Here is a 16,197-nt window from a genome sequence, read left to right as displayed (position 1 = left end):
CTATTAAGCCTTGTTTTATCTACAGCGCATAAAAAAGCAGGGATTAACCCTGCTTTGAACTTCTAAATTTCAACAATTAAGTATCTGTCCGAAGCTCAGCTTTATTTTGCGTATCTTTATCAATACGGAACATCACCCCGATCATAAAGGCACACATCAACAATGACGAGCCACCATAACTAATAAATGGCAAGGTCAATCCTTTGGTTGGGATTAGCCCCATATTCATCCCTGCATTGACGCAGATTTGTAGCAGGAAAATCACCGAAATCCCATACGCCAAATACCCACTACGATAATGACCATTGGCAAGCGCACGATGACCAATGCGCATACAGCTTGCAAGCATCAAGAATGATAAGCAGAAAATAATGCTAATGCCAAAGAAACCAAGCTCTTCACCAGTCACCGCAAGCATAAAGTCGGTATGTGCTTCAGGCAAGTAAGCAAGCTTCTGCACGCTATGACCAAGCCCTGTACCAAACCATTCACCTCGACCAAAGGCAATCAAACTCTGCGCTAGCTGATAACCATCACCTTGCGGATCTTGCCACGGATCGCTAAACGACATCAAACGACGATAACGATACGGCTCAATCACGATAAACATCGCAAGCAATGCCACCACCACGCCAAACAGCACCATAAAGGCTCTGGTCGGTGCGCCTGCCAAAAAGAACATGGTAAACATGGTCATGATGATCACTGCCGATGCTCCAAGATCGGGCTCGAACATGATCAAACCCACGGTCGTTCCGACAGGAATACAGAGCCGTACAAAACTGGCAAAACTCTCACGCACCTCACCGCCACGACGCACTACATAGTCTGCGGTAAACACAGTCATGGCAAATTTGGCAAATTCCGACGGTTGAAAGGTAAAGCCTGCAAAGCTCAGCCAACGTGTTGATCCATTGACATCTCGCCCAACTGCGAGCACCAAACCTAATAGGATCAGCGTTAATATCCACAACAGCACTGGTGCTTTACCAAACCAATTTTTTAGTTGGAAGTTATAGGCTGCGATCCCTGCGACAAAGGCGAGGACGATATACAAGGCATGACGATGTACATAATGAAATGGATTTTCATGCAGTTGTTCGGCAAATGGCATCGACGCGGACGCCACCATCACCGTACCGATACACAGCAGACTTAACACACAAAATAATAAGGTATTGCGTGCAGTCACTTCCGCAGGTAAAAACGCCAACAGACGATTAAACCCGAGATCAATACGATGTTGCATCCATTGCAATTTTGGATAAATAAAATCTTTCATAGCGACTTTTTTATTTCACTTGGTAATTTCATTGCGCTTCATTTCAATTTCACAGTTGCCCAACGCACTGTACAAATTGCTCACCACGATCATTATAGCTTTTAAACATATCAAAACTTGCACAGGCTGGCGAGAGCAATACCGCATCACCCTGCTCGGCATGGCTTTGCGCTTCTTTGACCGCAGCTTTTAATGTCGTGGCAAAACTCACCTCAATATCAGAAGCCAACGCACTGGCGATCTTATTGGCATCTTCACCGATCAATACCACATGGCGAGCATATTGTGACAGTGCATTCGATAATGGTTTGAAATCTTGTCCTTTGCCCTGACCGCCGAGGATCGCCACCACTTTGGCTTGATGAGGTGCAAGCGCCTGACCTAAACCATTGATCGCTGCAAGGGTTGCCCCGACATTGGTACCTTTGGAATCATTATAGTAGCGCACACCTTGCTTCTCATCGACATATTGGCAACGATGCTCCAAGCCTTTGAAATGTTTAATGGTGTCTAACATCACCTCTAATGGCAAACCCACCGACTCACCCAAAGCCAAACACGCCAAGGCATTCGCCACATTGTGACTGCCCTGCATATACATCTCACTGCTATCGAGCAGACGTGTTGTGCCTTTCGCCAAGAACATTTTGCCCTGACTGTCACGCAGTACACCGTATTGCTTGAGGTCAGGCGCATTCAAACCAAAACTGAGAAATGGAATATTGTCCGCTACCAATGGACGAGTGAGTCCGTCATCACGGTTAAACACAAACTGATGACAACCTTGGAAAATGCGATGTTTCGCAGCATGGTAGCCAACCATATCGCCATGACGATCCAAATGATCTTCACTCATATTCAGCACCACCGCGACCTCAGCACCAAGATGCGTGGTGGTTTCGAGCTGAAAACTGGATAATTCTAAAACGATCAATTCAGGCTCGTCTTGTAATAAATCCAAGGCAGGACGACCGAGATTGCCACCGACGGCGACTTTCTTGCCTGCATTTTTTGCCATCTCGCCGACCAATGTGGTCACGGTACTTTTGGCATTCGAACCTGTAATGGCAATGATCGGTACTTCGGTGGCACGACGTAGTAGCTGAATGTCACTAACGACAGGAATACCCTGCGCAATCGCCACTAGAATCTCTGGAAGCTGTGGCGCAAGACCTGGACTCAAAATGATTTCTTCGGCTTGTAAGAGTAACTCTTGATCGAGCACACCAAAACTTTGACTAATTTCGGCAGGAATCTGCTCGATGCCCGGTGGCGTCGGTCGTGAATCAGTCACAGCGACTTGATAGCCCTGTTGATGCAAATAATTCACTGCAGAAACCCCAGAGATTCCAAGTCCTGCGACTACTTTTAATCCGCCACGTTGTATCAGCATACCGCTTCCAAATTGTGAAAATTTAAACTGGCAAAATGGTAGCACTTTGTGACGTGGATTGCTGTGTTAGATACGAATTTTTAGGGGTGTTTTGTATATGATTATTTGATCAAATTTTTGTTCGATGACTTAAACACATTTCATCAAAGTATTACTTTTAGAAATCGAACAATGTTTTCAGAATATTCATGATGTTGTTGACTGAAATAAACCACTTTATTTGTCCATAACTCATATTTACTCATCTCAGTAGTAGGCTCATTCCAATAATGTGATAAAAGGCTTGGATCACTCTCCTTAAACAATTCTTGTATGAGATGTAAATTATTATTTAAATGAGAAAAAATTCGAGGCAACTCTCCAAAACTTTGATTGTTGATGTGAATTTCAATACGTCCACCCGCCGTAAATTGGTCTCTAATATTTGGACAAACGATGGATTCTTGTTGCACAAGCCACATGGCTAATTTGCCAAATTTATCGGATTGTTTACCAAAGAGTTCGGGAAAATAAATCATTGCTTTGAGTTGGTACAATTGTTTTTCATCTTTGCTTAAATTGTTCCACATTCTCAAAATCAGATTATTGGCTTTGTCCTGATCAGCGTCCATCCACCAAAGTTCATCCCCATCACGAAGTTTACTGCGATAATAATCTTTGATCGGCAGAATTGGATTAGACGAAATTCTTAATTGGTCATATGGCATATTAATCTTGTCAAAAATAGTCTGTCCCTGTGCAAGATTCATATCGATCAAATAACGAGGAGAGTGAGTCACCACGACCTCAGATAATACGTCCTCATACGGTCTACATCGAAATTCAATCGGATCCGCCAGTTTTGCAAAGAACATGAATATACGCTCTACACCATCAACACGTGTCCCCTCAAACACACTGTTCCCTGTGGTTTTCCAATGATTTTTGATCGTGGTTTTGACCTCAATACCATAATATTGCTTGGCAACAATATCGGGAAAGCGTTGTCCACTCACCAGTTCTATTGAGTTTTCAAAAACGGTATTTTGAGCAAGCTCTGTCATTAACTCTTTAAGATGCGTTTCAAATTTTTGTGCAGTAAGTTGTTGTAGTTTGACTATGTTTTTCGGTGCAGAGGACTGTAACTCACTTAATGTTAGATATAAAAGATGATGAAATTCAGTGATATGTGGTTCAGAATTATTTGAAATGATCATAATTTTCGAAGAATTAATTTAATTGAAGTAAACATCCCACAAACTTTCAATCCGCTTTGCCAAATGATAAGCCAATAATGGTGGTACAGCATTGCCAATGATTTTGTAAGCTTGGGATGGGCTGACCAAGTACGATCCCTTGCGCCCATTTGGATTTGCAAGTACAAAATCATAATCTGGCGGAAAGGTTTGGATTAATGCGCATTCTCTAGGTGTTAAGCGTCGCTCAGTTAATCCTTGCTCTAATTCACGGTCTAATTTTCCACCATGTTCTTTGGATAAACGTCGAAACTCAATATTGCCGTGATGCTCTGCACGGATCGTTGGGGCAATACCATCTAACTTAATCTCGGTCTGACCCTGACAGTGCTTGCCCATGAATTTTGCTTTTGAGTAAAATTGATGTGTTAAATCCGTCGTCTGCTCAGGCTCTTCTAAGGTGTTAAATACAGACTGCAATGTCACAATGGGTGCAAGATTCGATTTGTGATTTACATCCACATGAAGTGGATTGATATGTGTGATTTGAGGATAAGGGGACAGCTTTTCAGTGGTTGGATTTTCGAGAAGTTGTTTTAAAATATCAGGCTTTAATGCAGATTTTTTAATGCCAATGAAAAAAACTCGCTCTCTCGATTGTGGAACACCAAAATTTGCAGCATTTAAAACTTGTGGTGATAAAACCAAATAACCATGACCATGTGCAGATGAAAAGTCTTGCTGAATAATCTCTTTGACATTATCTAGATTAACCAAGCCTTTTACATTTTCGGCGATAAATATTTTAGGTTGGGTAATTTCAATGACTTCTTTCATCCACATATACAGTTGTCCACGAGTTTCAACCGATGGCGTACTTGTGTCTAACGATGCTTCTATCAGTTGCCCTGTATGGCTTTTATGCGATTGAAATCCTTTACGTTTTCCTGCAACACTAAAATCCTGACATGGAAATCCACCCGTCACAATATCTACACTGTGAGGAAAGACACTTTCACCATGACGATGTTTTTTGACTAAATCGACAACGCTTTCAAGGTGAAAGGTTTTTTGATTTTTTTGCTCAAAATGGTGTGTCCATGCCTTTTGCGCAGACGACAAAATATCATTGGCAAAGATGGTATTAAACCGTGTTTTTCGGACTTTGATAAAGTGTTCATCAATCGTATGATCGATAAAGTCTGAACACAACTTTTGATTAATCGATTCTTTTAGTACCGCAAAGCCACCCTCAAAGCCCAAGTCCATACCGCCACAGCCCGAAAATAAAGACAGGACTGATAAAGTCTGACTTTTTGGAGTAGTCTGAGCATATGATTCTAGATCAGTATAAGCCTCTAGACTAAGTTTGAGTTGGTCATTCATTGGATAATTAGGTTAGTGCACTAAAGTAAGTTTGCCCTAGTGTAGTCAAAATGACAATAGAACTGAGCAATTCACACACAATCCCAAATACAAAAATCTAGCCCATTTGCAGAAGCTAGATTTTTATTTACAACCAATTCAAGTACGAGAGCTTACTTCTGCCCATGTACCGTAATGATCAATTGCTCGACCACTTGCGGTTCTGCCAAGGTCGAGGTATCGCCGATACTGTCTTGCTCATTGGCAACGATCTTACGCAAGATGCGACGCATGATCTTACCCGAACGGGTTTTAGGTAGTGCAGGTGCCCAGTGTAGCGCATCAGGACTGGCTACAGGCCCCATCACTTTACGTACCCATTGCACCAATTCTTTACGCAGTTCTTCGCTCTCATCTACACCCGCTTGTAAGGTCACGAATGTACAGATGCCTTGCCCTTTGATCTCGTGAGGCATACCGACCACCGCAGCTTCGGCAACCGCTTCATGCAGTACCAATGCACTTTCGATCTCTGCTGTACCAAGACGATGACCCGACACATTCAATACATCATCGACACGGCCAGTGATCCAGTAGTAACCATCTTCGTCACGACGTGAGCCGTCACCAGTGAAATAGTTGCCTGGGAATGTAGAGAAATAAGCTTCGAGGAAGCGTTCATGATCACCCCAAATATCACGCATTTGACCCGGCCATGAGTCTTGAATGACGAGATTACCTTCTGCCGCACCTTCAACTACTTGACCTTCACCATCGACCAGTGCCGGTTTAACTCCGAAGAATGGCTTGGTCGCTGAACCTGGCTTCAAGTCAATCGCACCCGGTAATGGTGCAATCAAAATTCCGCCTGTTTCTGTCTGCCACCATGTATCGACGATCGGGCAACGTCCTTCACCGACCACCTCATAGTACCAATTCCACGCTTCAGGGTTGATCGGCTCACCGACTGACCCAAGCAGACGCAAGCTACTACGATTACTTTCACGCACATAAGCATCGCCCTCACGCATCATGGCACGGATCGCCGTTGGTGCGGTGTAGAGTATCGACACTTTGTGTTTATCGACCACATGGCCGATACGTGCCCACGATGGATATTGTGGCACACCTTCGAACATCACCGTGGTTGTCCCATTGGCAAGTGGTCCATAGATCAAGTAAGAATGTCCTGTAATCCAGCCAATATCTGCGGTACACCAATACACATCATCTTGCTTCACATCGAAGACTTCTTTGAAGGTACTGGTCGCATAGACAAGATAGCCACCTGTGGTATGCAATACGCCTTTTGGTTTACCAGTTGAACCTGAGGTATAGAGAATAAATAACGGATCTTCCGCTTTCATCGGCTCAGGTGGACAGTCTGCATTGACTTCCATGATTTCAAGGTGATACCACAGGTCACGCCCTTCTTTCATGTCGATTGGGTTGGCATTGCGATAGACCACGATGACATTTTCTACGCTTTCCGTCCCTGCGATCTCAAGTGCCGCATCGACATTTTCTTTCAGTGGTAACAGCTTGCCACCACGTAAGCCTGAGTCTGCAGTGATGACCAATTTTGCTTGTGAATCTTCAATACGACTCGCTAATGAATCAGGAGAGAAACCACCGAATACCACGCAATGCACTGCACCTATACGTGCGCAGGCGAGCATGGCTACAGCAGCTTCTGTCACCATTGGCATATACAGTACCACACGGTCGCCTTTGCCAATCCCACGCTTTTTCAAAACATTGGCAAAACGGCAGACTTCATCGTGCAATTCTTTAAACGATACGATCTTATGACGAGATGGGTGGTCACCTTCCCAAATGATCGCAGGCTTGTGTGGATGTTCTTTGAGATGACGATCAAGACAGTTGGCAGCGACATTCAACTCACCATCTTCAAACCATTCAATTTTAAAATTATCTCGATCAAAATTGGTGTCTTTGACTTTGGTAAAGGGTTTAATCCAGTCAATGATTTTTGCCTGCTCTACCCAAAAGCCTTCAGGATCGTCGATCGACTGCTGATAACGTGCTTCATATTCTTCGAGGTTGGTACGTGCGGTTGTGGCAAATTGCTCTGGCACTGGATAGATTTCATTCATTTGGCTTTCCCTTCGCTTGCTATGTCCGTTGATGTGTTGTTCTATTTGTATGTTGTTTCACGCTTCGCCATACATGTTGTCAAATGCGAGGTTGCATGACTGCTTGCATGAGTCGTATTCATGATCGGGAGCATGACAAATATCACAATACATCAAATGATGTTTATTCTGAACTTAGTAAAACTTGCTTTGCATGGTTGAACAATCATGCTTTGGTCTAAAACTGCCAATCTTCGATAAAAATGACAATGATAAAATTTACCTCAAACCATTGATTATAATTTATTTTATAAAAATTAAGCTTAGCGATTTTTAAAATTCTACACGACCAAAGTCTAGCGCTTTGATCGTGCTGATTATGTATTTTTTTCAAAAAGTATTGCAAAAGTTTACAAGTGACTCACCTGTGAACTCAGCCTTTTAAAGCTTGAATCAACTTTTGATGCAATCCACCAAAGCCACCATTGGACATGATCACCACTGCATCGCCTGATTGTGTTTCATTTTTTACACGTTCAATGATTTGATCGAGAGATTGACTGACATGTGCTGAGTTGCTTGATGCTTCGACCACAGGCTGTAAGTCCCAATCCAAACCTTCTGGCTGATACCAAATCACCTCATCAGCAACACGTGCCGAGTGTGCAAGTCCTGCTTTGTGGCTACCCATCCGCATGGTGTTCGAGCGTGGCTCGATGATCGCCCATAGACGACGTTCGCCGAGACGTTTGCGTGCACCGTCCAGCGTAGTTTCGATCGCTGTTGGGTGGTGGGCAAAGTCGTCATAAACTTCAATACCGTTGATGGTATCGAGTAACTCCATGCGACGTTTCACGCCACCGAAGTTCGATAATGCTTCACAAGCTTGATGGATACTTACACCGACATGCTCTGCTGCGGCGATGGTTGCCAGTGCATTGGCGACACTGTGTTGACCTGTCATCGTCCATTGCACTTCGCCTTTTTCAATGCCGAAATGCAACACTTTGAAGTGACTACCATCGGCTAAGATCAGCTCTGCGGAAAGTTCAACTTGATCTTCGACCGCAAAACCTGTACGTGTCACTGGCGTCCAACAGCCCATTTCTAAGACTTCGTCAATATGGGTTTCAGTGATGGGTGCAATGATGCGACCTGTGCTTGGAATGGTACGTACTAGATGATGAAATTGTTTTTGAATCGCTGCCAAATCATCAAAAATATCAGCATGGTCAAATTCAAGATTATTTAGAATCGCTGTGCGTGGATGATAGTGTACAAACTTAGAACGCTTATCGAAGAATGCAGAATCATATTCATCGGCTTCAACCACGAAATATTTGTCACCTAATCGAGCACTTTCACTAAAACCGAGTGGTACACCACCGATGAGGAAACCTGGATTAAGTCCTGCCTGATCAAGTACCCAAGCAAGCATGGTGGTAGTGGTGGTTTTACCATGCGTCCCTGCAACACCAAGTACGTGTTTGTCTTTAAGCACATGATCGGCTAAGAACTGAGGCCCTGAGGTATAAGCAAGCCCTTCATCGAGCATATACTCCACCGCATCAATCGCACGCTTCATGGCATTGCCGACGATGACTAAATCGGGATGTGGCTGTAGATGACTCCGATCGTAGCCTTGCATCAATGCGATGCCTGCATTTTCGAGTTGGGTAGACATTGGTGGATAGACGTTTTGATCGCTCCCCGTCACGGTATGTCCTAACTCACGTGCCAATAATGCCAATGAACCCATGAATGTGCCACAAATACCCAAAATATGCAGATGCATCTGTACTACTCTCTTCTCTCTTGCTATCGCTATACGTTGCAAACGGTTGCGACGCATTGTTTTTAATTCGCCTAGCAAGATAGCAAGGCTCATCGGGAAAAGATAGTGCTTTTTATTGTCAGATCAATGTCTGTGTTTACTGGATAAAAATGAGAAGGATTTGACGACTTTTTTATAGTCATGATGTGATATTTCAACATACACTATGAAAAAATTCCAGAGTAGTTTTACATGTCAATCACGGCTTGGGCTTTTGTATTTTTAGTCATTTCCAATTGTTTTATGACGTTGGCATGGTACGGTCATCTCAAATTTTTACACGATGCACCCATTTGGCAAGCAGTCCTATTTGGCTGGGCGATTGCACTGCTTGAATATAGCTTTATGATTCCTGCAACACGTTGGCTCGATGCACAGGGTTGGTCACTTGGTCAGATGAAAATCAGCCAAGAGGTCATGACTTTGATCGTGTTTGTGCCCTTTATGATTTACCTGTTTAAACAACCCTTTAAAATGGATTATCTTTGGGCAGGATTGTGCTTATTGGCGTGTGTGTATTTTGTATTTCGCAGTCAAAATGCGTAGAGTTGTTATATTTTTTTTGATTTAATCATTTTAACTCCTTTTGATTTAATCATTTTAACAACATTGGCATTCGCATAATAAATTTGAGGACGGCATGACCATGAAATATTCAGTTTTAAGCATCTGCATCATCGGTGCTATTGCACAGCAAAGTTGGGCTTTGGCATTGAAAGATGCACCGATTCAACATGTGACGGTTTATCCTAATGGTGCTTTGGTCGAGCGTAACATTCCTGTCCGTGCAGGTGAGCGTTTGATTGAACTGGAAGGATTGCCTGCCAACTTCGATGTATCTGCGATCAAAGTACAAGGACAAAATGTCGATATTGGCGCAGTGACCAGTGTCGATAGTGCATTGGATAAACCTGCGGGACGTGAATCTTCTGCGCTTAAAAATGAAATCAAACAACTGGAAAGCGACATCGCCAAACTGAATGCCAAAATCCAAGCCGCCGAATTACAAAACACCTTTTTAGGCAATATCAAACAAGGCAATGCGTTGACGGTACGCCAACAGGCTTATGATGCTTACCTCACCATTTCCACAGCAAACCAAGAGAAGAAAGAACTTGAACAACGCCTACAAGAGCTTAATCAAGATTTAAACCAGATTGGCGATCATCGTTTTAATCAGCGCAGGCTACAGCTTCATGTCAATGCACCGTCTTCAGGCGTGATTCAAATTGCTTATCAAGTGCCTTATGCGACGTGGCGACCAAGCTACAAAGTTGAGCTAAATAGTGCAACGAAACAAGTCACGCTCACTCGTATGGCGATGATTGCACAAAAAACAGGTGAAGATTGGGACAATGTAAAATTGACACTTTCTACCAATACACCACAAGGTCGGATTGAACAAATCCAACCCAATCCGTGGTGGGTAAACTATTACGAACCTCGTAATGAACCAACTTACGAACCTGCGCCTGTTGCGATGGAAGTTGTTGCATTACAAGCAAGATCGACTGCTGATGCGATGGGTGCCAAGCGTGTAGAAGAACCTCGTTTTCCTCAGTTTGAGCAAGTGCAACAAACCTATAGCACCCAATTTACCACCTCGACACGTGCCTCTGTGCCAAGCAGTAAGCAACAAATTTCACTACCACTTGATCAACAATCTTATGTAGCAAAACTCAGTACATGGGTGATTCCACAGCAACAGCAACGTGCCTATTTGAGTGCCGAGATTCCACGTGTTACAGGTGACTGGCCAAGTGGTGAAATCAAACTCTATCGTGATGGCGACTATATCGGTCAACGTCAGTGGCAAAACCCAAGTGCAGAGCAAATGCACTTTAACTTTGGTGAAGATGAGCAAGTCTTGGTCAAAGTCTTAAATGATCAACGTGATCAAGACCAAACAGGCGCATTTAGCAAACAAACTGTAGAAATCTTATCAAAACAATATCAAATCCAAAACCGCCATACGCAAGCGATTGATTTAATCGTCTTTGAAAGTGTACCGCAGAGCCAAAATGATGCGCTTAAAGTTGAGCATCAGTTTAGCCACGCACCGACAGCAACAGAATGGCAAGGGCAAAAGAATATCTACCAATGGCAACAGCCACTTGGTGCAAATCAAACGTGGCAATTGGATTTGAAATATCAGTTTAAATATCCAAAAGAAGGTTACGCATCAGGCTTTTAATGTGTCTTGTTATCTGCCTTTTTTAATCTCCATTGCTGAATGCTGATTTAAAGCTCCGCTTTTAAGTATAATGCCAGTCAGTTAAGCATTTTTAATCCTCGCCAACCCTCCTTTTTCAAAGGAGGGGGTATTCCGACATTCAATACAGTGTTGAATTCAATGGTATTCCCCTCTTTTTCAAAGATGAGAAACATTGTTTCGCAAGGGGGAGATTTATCAATCAGTAATCCTGAAATTTCACTTAACTGATCAGCATTACGCTTTTAAGTAGGTTTTCAATCAAGGGATTTTAGCGTTTGCTATCAGTGTTTAGTATCAATGCTTCGTCAGCATGTAAATAAGCATGTAAAAAGCTTGCGTGATGGCGAATTTTTGCGCATAGTAAAATGAAATCAACCCGATGTGAATTTTTACTGAGGATCGTCTAATGCCCTACTATCATCTCATCATTGAAGCCAAAGAAAACTTAGGAAAGAACGATGAAGAGCGTGACATTTGCGTATTTGACATCACTGATATTCAGTCCATCATTCCGACGATTATTCGTCCGTATTTGACACAAGATGCACTGATTCTTGATGATGAAGAGATTCCTTTCGAAGACATTGATCTGTTTGCGATTAAACAGACTATTTTACCAATCGAACATTTGATCGAAGAAGAACAAAAACTCCTACCATCGAATACTGATGTCACCATCACTGCTTATGAAATCTTTAATGATCGTGATCTATGCCAAGATGTCACACAAGTCATACTTGATGTATTAGATCAATAAACCTTTGGATCAACAAAGCCACCGCAGAAATTCAATGTAAAAAAATACTCGCTTTTGCGAGTATTTTTCAGCGATCAAATCGCTTATTTCAACTGAATACTACCATTGGCAATCACGGTAATTTCACTATTCCCTGCTTCAATATTTTGACTTTCAATGCTATCAGCTTTGAATGATGCGTCACGTGCCGCATAGATCGGCATTGGACGGTTTGCATTGGCATTGAGTTGTAGATTCACCAACTCATAATTCGATGCGCCCCACGGTGCAAGTAAAAGCTTGGCACGTTGTTGGAATGCTTTTGACGCTTCGATATATAGCTCACTTTCGACTTTGTTGCGCTGTTCCGCAGACACTTCAAAATTGATATTGCCGAGTTGCATGCTTTCTTGCAATTTTGCAATCAATTCACTGGTTTGCTTAAAGTCTTGGCTATTCAAGATCACTTCCGCACGACCACGCCAGTTCACCAATTGTTGTTTGTCGTTGTATACAGGATAGGTATTTTGACCACCTGTTTTGATCTCAACTTTTGGATAGCTTTTCGCTGTATTCATTGCTTGATTGACGATGCTATTGATCTTATTGGCAAGCGTGGCTGCATCTTTTTCATTCAGCTCTGTATAGAGCGTAGCTTGCATTTCATCATTCGCCACTTCACGCGTAGCTTCTGCCTGAAGATTGATAATGCGATGCTCAGGCGCATCAGCAAGTGTATTTTGCGCCATCAGTACACAACTTAACCCTGTAGCAAGCATGGCAAAGGTTTTTGCAAATTCTGATTTCAACATGTTATTTCTCCAAAGAATTCTGTCATTTTTATACCGTTTAAAATAATGCCCTGCGTTGCTGTGCTTCACCAGTTTGATTTTGTTAAGCCGATCCTCAATCATGAATAGATCATGCGCTTTGTGTAAATCATTTTAAGGCGATCATCGTTGAGGTTTCACGTGGAACAATTTTTAAAAACATGCTTAGCGAGCATAAACTACCACTTCATAATATGTTTCTAAAATTCACATTTTATAAACTGAAAGACGTTGCTGCTTCAGGCACACTGTTTTTTATTTTTTGGAAAGTGTTGTGAGTAACGAATCTACAGCTTCAGAAACAGCCAAACAGGCTGGTCATGTTTTGCTTGAAGCAGGACAAAAAACCACGGCTAAAGTCATTGAAGAATCACAAAAATACAGTGACAGCTATGCCATCGTGAATAAATTTATCGCTGCTTTTTGGGAGCGTGTGCCGTATATCATTATCGGGCTTGTTGTTTTCTGTATTTTCTTATTGCTTACACGTCTATTCAAATATTTTATTCGTAAAGCATTATTAAAACGCGCTAATACGCGTCAAAATCTTGTCATGGTATTGAACCGTGTCGGTAGTGTGGTGATTATTTCTCTCGGCTTTTTGGTTGCATTGGTGATCATCATTCCTGGTTTTTCACCGGGTCAGTTGATCGGTGCACTCGGTATTGGCTCCGTCGCCATCGGTTTTGCATTTAAAGATATTTTCCAAAACTTATTGTCAGGGATTTTGATCTTACTTGGCGAACCGTTCCGTATTGGTGATGATATCATCGTCGAAGGTTTGGAAGGTACAGTTGAAGACATTCAGATTCGTGCGACCTTCTTACGCTCATATGATGGTCGTCGTTTGGTGATTCCAAATGCCACGGTTTATACCAGTCCGATCACGGTCAACACTGCGTATAATCGTCGTCGCTGTGAATTTGTGGTGGGTATTGGCTATGATGATGATATTGATAAGGCAAAAGCGATCATCAATCGTATCTTGGAAAATAACGCCAATGTACTTGGTAATCCTGCGCATACAGTGATCGTAACGGCATTGGCAGACTTCTCGGTCAACCTTACCGTGCGTTGGTGGATTGACCTGAAAGAAACCAATATTCTCGCTTCGGGTAGCGAGATTCAATCTGAAGTGAAACAAGCATTTAACCGTGAAGGTGTCAATATTCCATATCCAATCCAAGAGATGAAAATGTCGACACCACAAGCGATCGCGGCGCCAACATCAAGCGCAGAATAATCGCCCGAGAATATTCGACACTGCGGTTTCAGTACGCAAAATACGGTTGCCAACATGATGAATGTGGCAACCGTTTTCTTTGAGCAAATCAATCTCATAGGGAATAAAACCACCCTCTGGACCGATCATCAGTTGACACTGTTGATTGAAGTTGATCGGCATCACATCTGTTGTATAAGGATGTGCTACAAAGGTTGTTTGACTGTGATTCCACACAGATAAACGATCTTCAACAAAGGGTTTAAAGCGTTTTTCAAGAAGAATTGATGGTGCAATCACATCCCCTGCTTGTTCGAGTCCAAGCTGAATATAATGATCTAACTGCTCAAGAAAAGGCGTTTGCCAATAGCTTTTATCAACACGATAGCTATGTAGCAAGACGATTTTCTCTACACCCAAAGTCACACTATCCATGATCAAGCGCCTTAATACTTTCGGGCGAGGCAATGCCAAAATCAAAGTCACAGGTAATTTATTAGGAATGGCTTGTTGTTCGACTGGTGTCACAATCATTTGATTAGATTGAATTTCAACGACTTCAGCAAGATACCGTGCTTGATTGAGCACACCAACTTTGATCTGATCGCCGATTTTGACATCTAAATGTTGCTTTAAATGACTAACTTGTCGTGCATCGTTAATCTGCCAAATCGTTGAATCCGTTTGTTCAGGCAGCAACACTAAATTCATAATGCAGACTCAGACTTTTTGCTTTCAGCTTTGCGATTTTCTACTTTTAGGTAGCGATCAATCAAGGCAATATGTCGCTCCACTGCGCCTTGATTGGCATGTAAAATCTGCTGTGCCCGACCAACCTGTTGCTGACGGCGTGACGGATCATTGATTAACTCCATCATTTGAGCTACAGCGTGTTTGGCATCTGATGCGACAAGCACCGCATCATGACTAACAAATTCATCAACGATCGTTTGGAAATTAAAATAATTTTTACCCAAAACTGTTGCCACATCAGTTGCGATCGGCTCAAGAATATTGTGTCCGCCACCCGGTTCGTTCAGCGAACCACCAACATAGGCGACCTGCGCCAATGCAAACCACAACCACATCTCCCCCATCGAATCTGCCAAATAGACTTGGGTCGATGCGTCAATAGTTTGATGTAAACTACGACGTTGCACGCTCAGATCAAGGCTTTTAATCGCATCAAAGACTTCTTGAAAACGCTCAGGATGACGTGGCACCACAATACATAAAAGTTGCGGATTCTGCTGTAAATGCGGTTTTAATCCGTTGAGTATTTGCGCTTCTTCGGGCGCATGGGTACTGGCAAGCACGATGATTTGCCGATCTTCTAATGACCAGTCTTGTTTGAATTGTTCCGCTTGCTGAAGAAACTGATCAGGCATAGTCATGTCAAATTTCACATTACCCAATACTTCTACTTGTTCGCTCGATTTTCCCAAATCGACAAAGCGTTGTTTGCTCGCTTGATCTTGCGCCGCAATAAAATCCAATTGTTGCAACATCGGTGCGGTTAAGCGCTTAAACTTGGCATAGCCTTTGGCTGATTTTTCCGATAAGCGTGCATTTAATAACAGCTGTGGAATCTGTCGTTGATGTACGCACGCCAAGAGATTTGGCCACAGCTCAGTTTCCATCAACAATAAAATCCGTGGCTGATATTGTGAGATAAATTGTTCAATCAAATCACGTTGATCCACTGGCAAAAATACCGCTTGGAATAACTCAGGATATTGTCCTAAAAATAATGACTTGGCACGAACCTGCCCTGTGCGTGTGGTATTGGTGACCAGCACTGCCTGACCGAGCTTGAGATAATGTGCAATCAACGGCTGTGCCGCATTGGTTTCACCGACCGATACCGCATGAAACCAAATCACCTTTTGATTCTTCGCTATTTGAAATTCGCCAAAACGCTCTCGCACTTCATCCTGATAATCCGCCAAATGCCCCGAGCGTTTTTTTACCCGTGAGCGATACAGTGGCTTGATACAACTTAAAAGCAAGTTATACCAAAATGGTGGGAATTGAGTCTGTTCAGTCATC

General features: G+C 42.8%; 13 protein-coding genes. 4 read left to right on the top strand and 9 right to left on the bottom strand.

Annotated elements, in window-relative coordinates; translation table 11 throughout:
* Nucleotides 1–76 precede the first annotated feature (76 nt).
* The 6 genes from ftsW to mpl form a co-directional block, all read right to left on the bottom strand.
* Entirely contained in the window at nt 77–1,249 is a 1,173-nt protein-coding gene (gene ftsW, locus MKI79_RS08205; protein WP_241571996.1) for a putative lipid II flippase FtsW, read from the bottom strand.
* A gap of 82 nt (nt 1,250–1,331) precedes the next feature.
* Nucleotides 1,332–2,675, bottom strand: a complete 1,344-nt coding sequence (murD, locus tag MKI79_RS08200; RefSeq protein ID WP_241571916.1) for a UDP-N-acetylmuramoyl-L-alanine--D-glutamate ligase — start codon at nt 2,673–2,675, stop codon at nt 1,332–1,334.
* Between the two features lie 143 nt (nt 2,676–2,818).
* Entirely contained in the window at nt 2,819–3,871 is a 1,053-nt protein-coding gene (locus tag MKI79_RS08195) for a hypothetical protein (protein WP_241571914.1), read from the bottom strand.
* An 18-nt stretch (nt 3,872–3,889) separates the two neighbouring features.
* Nucleotides 3,890–5,236 (bottom strand): DNA cytosine methyltransferase, encoded by a 1,347-nt coding sequence (locus MKI79_RS08190; protein WP_241571912.1) that lies wholly within the window; start codon nt 5,234–5,236, stop codon nt 3,890–3,892.
* A 152-nt stretch (nt 5,237–5,388) separates the two neighbouring features.
* Nucleotides 5,389–7,332, bottom strand: a complete 1,944-nt coding sequence (gene acs, locus MKI79_RS08185; protein ID WP_241571908.1) for an acetate--CoA ligase — start codon at nt 7,330–7,332, stop codon at nt 5,389–5,391.
* Nucleotides 7,333–7,744: 412 nt separating this feature from the next.
* Nucleotides 7,745–9,106, bottom strand: coding sequence for a UDP-N-acetylmuramate:L-alanyl-gamma-D-glutamyl-meso-diaminopimelate ligase (mpl, locus tag MKI79_RS08180; RefSeq protein ID WP_241571993.1), 1,362 nt, complete (start codon nt 9,104–9,106; stop codon nt 7,745–7,747).
* A 231-nt stretch (nt 9,107–9,337) separates the two neighbouring features.
* On the opposite strand from mpl, the gene MKI79_RS08175 reads away from it, so the two are divergent.
* The 3 genes from MKI79_RS08175 to MKI79_RS08165 all read left to right on the top strand — a co-directional run bounded on the left by MKI79_RS08175 (nt 9,338) and on the right by MKI79_RS08165 (nt 12,117).
* Nucleotides 9,338–9,691 (top strand): DMT family protein, encoded by a 354-nt coding sequence (locus MKI79_RS08175; RefSeq protein WP_241571904.1) that lies wholly within the window; start codon nt 9,338–9,340, stop codon nt 9,689–9,691.
* Between the two features lie 100 nt (nt 9,692–9,791).
* Entirely contained in the window at nt 9,792–11,339 is a 1,548-nt protein-coding gene (locus tag MKI79_RS08170; protein WP_241571900.1) for a DUF4139 domain-containing protein, read from the top strand.
* A gap of 427 nt (nt 11,340–11,766) precedes the next feature.
* Nucleotides 11,767–12,117, top strand: a complete 351-nt coding sequence (locus MKI79_RS08165; RefSeq protein ID WP_241571898.1) for a hypothetical protein — start codon at nt 11,767–11,769, stop codon at nt 12,115–12,117.
* An 83-nt stretch (nt 12,118–12,200) separates the two neighbouring features.
* Here the strand turns inward: MKI79_RS08165 and MKI79_RS08160 are convergent, their stop codons facing one another.
* Nucleotides 12,201–12,908 carry an SIMPL domain-containing protein gene (locus tag MKI79_RS08160; RefSeq protein ID WP_241571896.1) on the bottom strand — a complete coding sequence of 236 codons (708 nt, stop codon included), beginning with the start codon at nt 12,906–12,908 and terminating at the stop codon, nt 12,201–12,203.
* 292 nt (nt 12,909–13,200) lie between these two features.
* Between MKI79_RS08160 and MKI79_RS08155 the strand changes: the two genes are divergently transcribed.
* The gene (locus MKI79_RS08155) at nt 13,201–14,169 is read left to right on the top strand and encodes a mechanosensitive ion channel family protein (RefSeq protein WP_407651600.1); all 969 of its coding nucleotides are present in this window, start codon (nt 13,201–13,203) and stop codon (nt 14,167–14,169) included.
* Here MKI79_RS08155 and MKI79_RS08150 read toward each other — a convergent pair.
* Both MKI79_RS08150 and MKI79_RS08145 read right to left on the bottom strand, forming a co-directional pair.
* Nucleotides 14,155–14,859: a 16S rRNA (uracil(1498)-N(3))-methyltransferase gene (locus tag MKI79_RS08150; protein WP_241571891.1), complete on the bottom strand. Its 705-nt coding sequence runs from the start codon at nt 14,857–14,859 to the stop codon at nt 14,155–14,157. The genes MKI79_RS08155 and MKI79_RS08150 overlap by 15 nt on opposite strands.
* A complete protein-coding gene (locus tag MKI79_RS08145) occupies nt 14,856–16,196 on the bottom strand; it encodes a 3-deoxy-D-manno-octulosonic acid transferase (protein ID WP_241571889.1) in 1,341 nt (446 codons plus the stop codon). Before MKI79_RS08145 ends, MKI79_RS08150 begins: the two co-directional genes overlap by 4 nt.
* Nucleotide 16,197: the final 1 nt, after the last annotated feature.

Origin of the sequence: Acinetobacter sedimenti, assembly GCF_022601685.1 — a bacterium.
Classification (GTDB): domain Bacteria; phylum Pseudomonadota; class Gammaproteobacteria; order Pseudomonadales; family Moraxellaceae; genus Acinetobacter; species Acinetobacter sedimenti.
The sequence above is the reverse complement of the archived record's forward strand: the minus strand, read 5'-3'. Positions and strand labels throughout refer to the sequence as shown.

Excerpts from the sequence above, each read along its gene's own strand:
- MKI79_RS08165 (WP_241571898.1), top strand. The coding sequence starts at position 11,767 with ATGCCCTACTATCATCTCATCATTGAAGCCAAAGAAAACTTAGGAAAG.
- MKI79_RS08190 (WP_241571912.1), bottom strand. The coding sequence starts at position 5,236 with ATGAATGACCAACTCAAACTTAGTCTAGAGGCTTATACTGATCTAGAA.
- MKI79_RS08150 (WP_241571891.1), bottom strand. The coding sequence starts at position 14,859 with ATGAATTTAGTGTTGCTGCCTGAACAAACGGATTCAACGATTTGGCAG.
- MKI79_RS08170 (WP_241571900.1), top strand. The coding sequence starts at position 9,792 with ATGAAATATTCAGTTTTAAGCATCTGCATCATCGGTGCTATTGCACAG.
- MKI79_RS08160 (WP_241571896.1), bottom strand. The coding sequence starts at position 12,908 with ATGTTGAAATCAGAATTTGCAAAAACCTTTGCCATGCTTGCTACAGGG.
- MKI79_RS08195 (WP_241571914.1), bottom strand. The coding sequence starts at position 3,871 with ATGATCATTTCAAATAATTCTGAACCACATATCACTGAATTTCATCAT.
- acs (WP_241571908.1), bottom strand. The coding sequence starts at position 7,332 with ATGAATGAAATCTATCCAGTGCCAGAGCAATTTGCCACAACCGCACGT.
- ftsW (WP_241571996.1), bottom strand. The coding sequence starts at position 1,249 with ATGCAACATCGTATTGATCTCGGGTTTAATCGTCTGTTGGCGTTTTTA.
- murD (WP_241571916.1), bottom strand. The coding sequence starts at position 2,675 with ATGCTGATACAACGTGGCGGATTAAAAGTAGTCGCAGGACTTGGAATC.
- mpl (WP_241571993.1), bottom strand. The coding sequence starts at position 9,106 with ATGCATCTGCATATTTTGGGTATTTGTGGCACATTCATGGGTTCATTG.
- MKI79_RS08145 (WP_241571889.1), bottom strand. The coding sequence starts at position 16,196 with ATGACTGAACAGACTCAATTCCCACCATTTTGGTATAACTTGCTTTTA.
- MKI79_RS08175 (WP_241571904.1), top strand. The coding sequence starts at position 9,338 with ATGTCAATCACGGCTTGGGCTTTTGTATTTTTAGTCATTTCCAATTGT.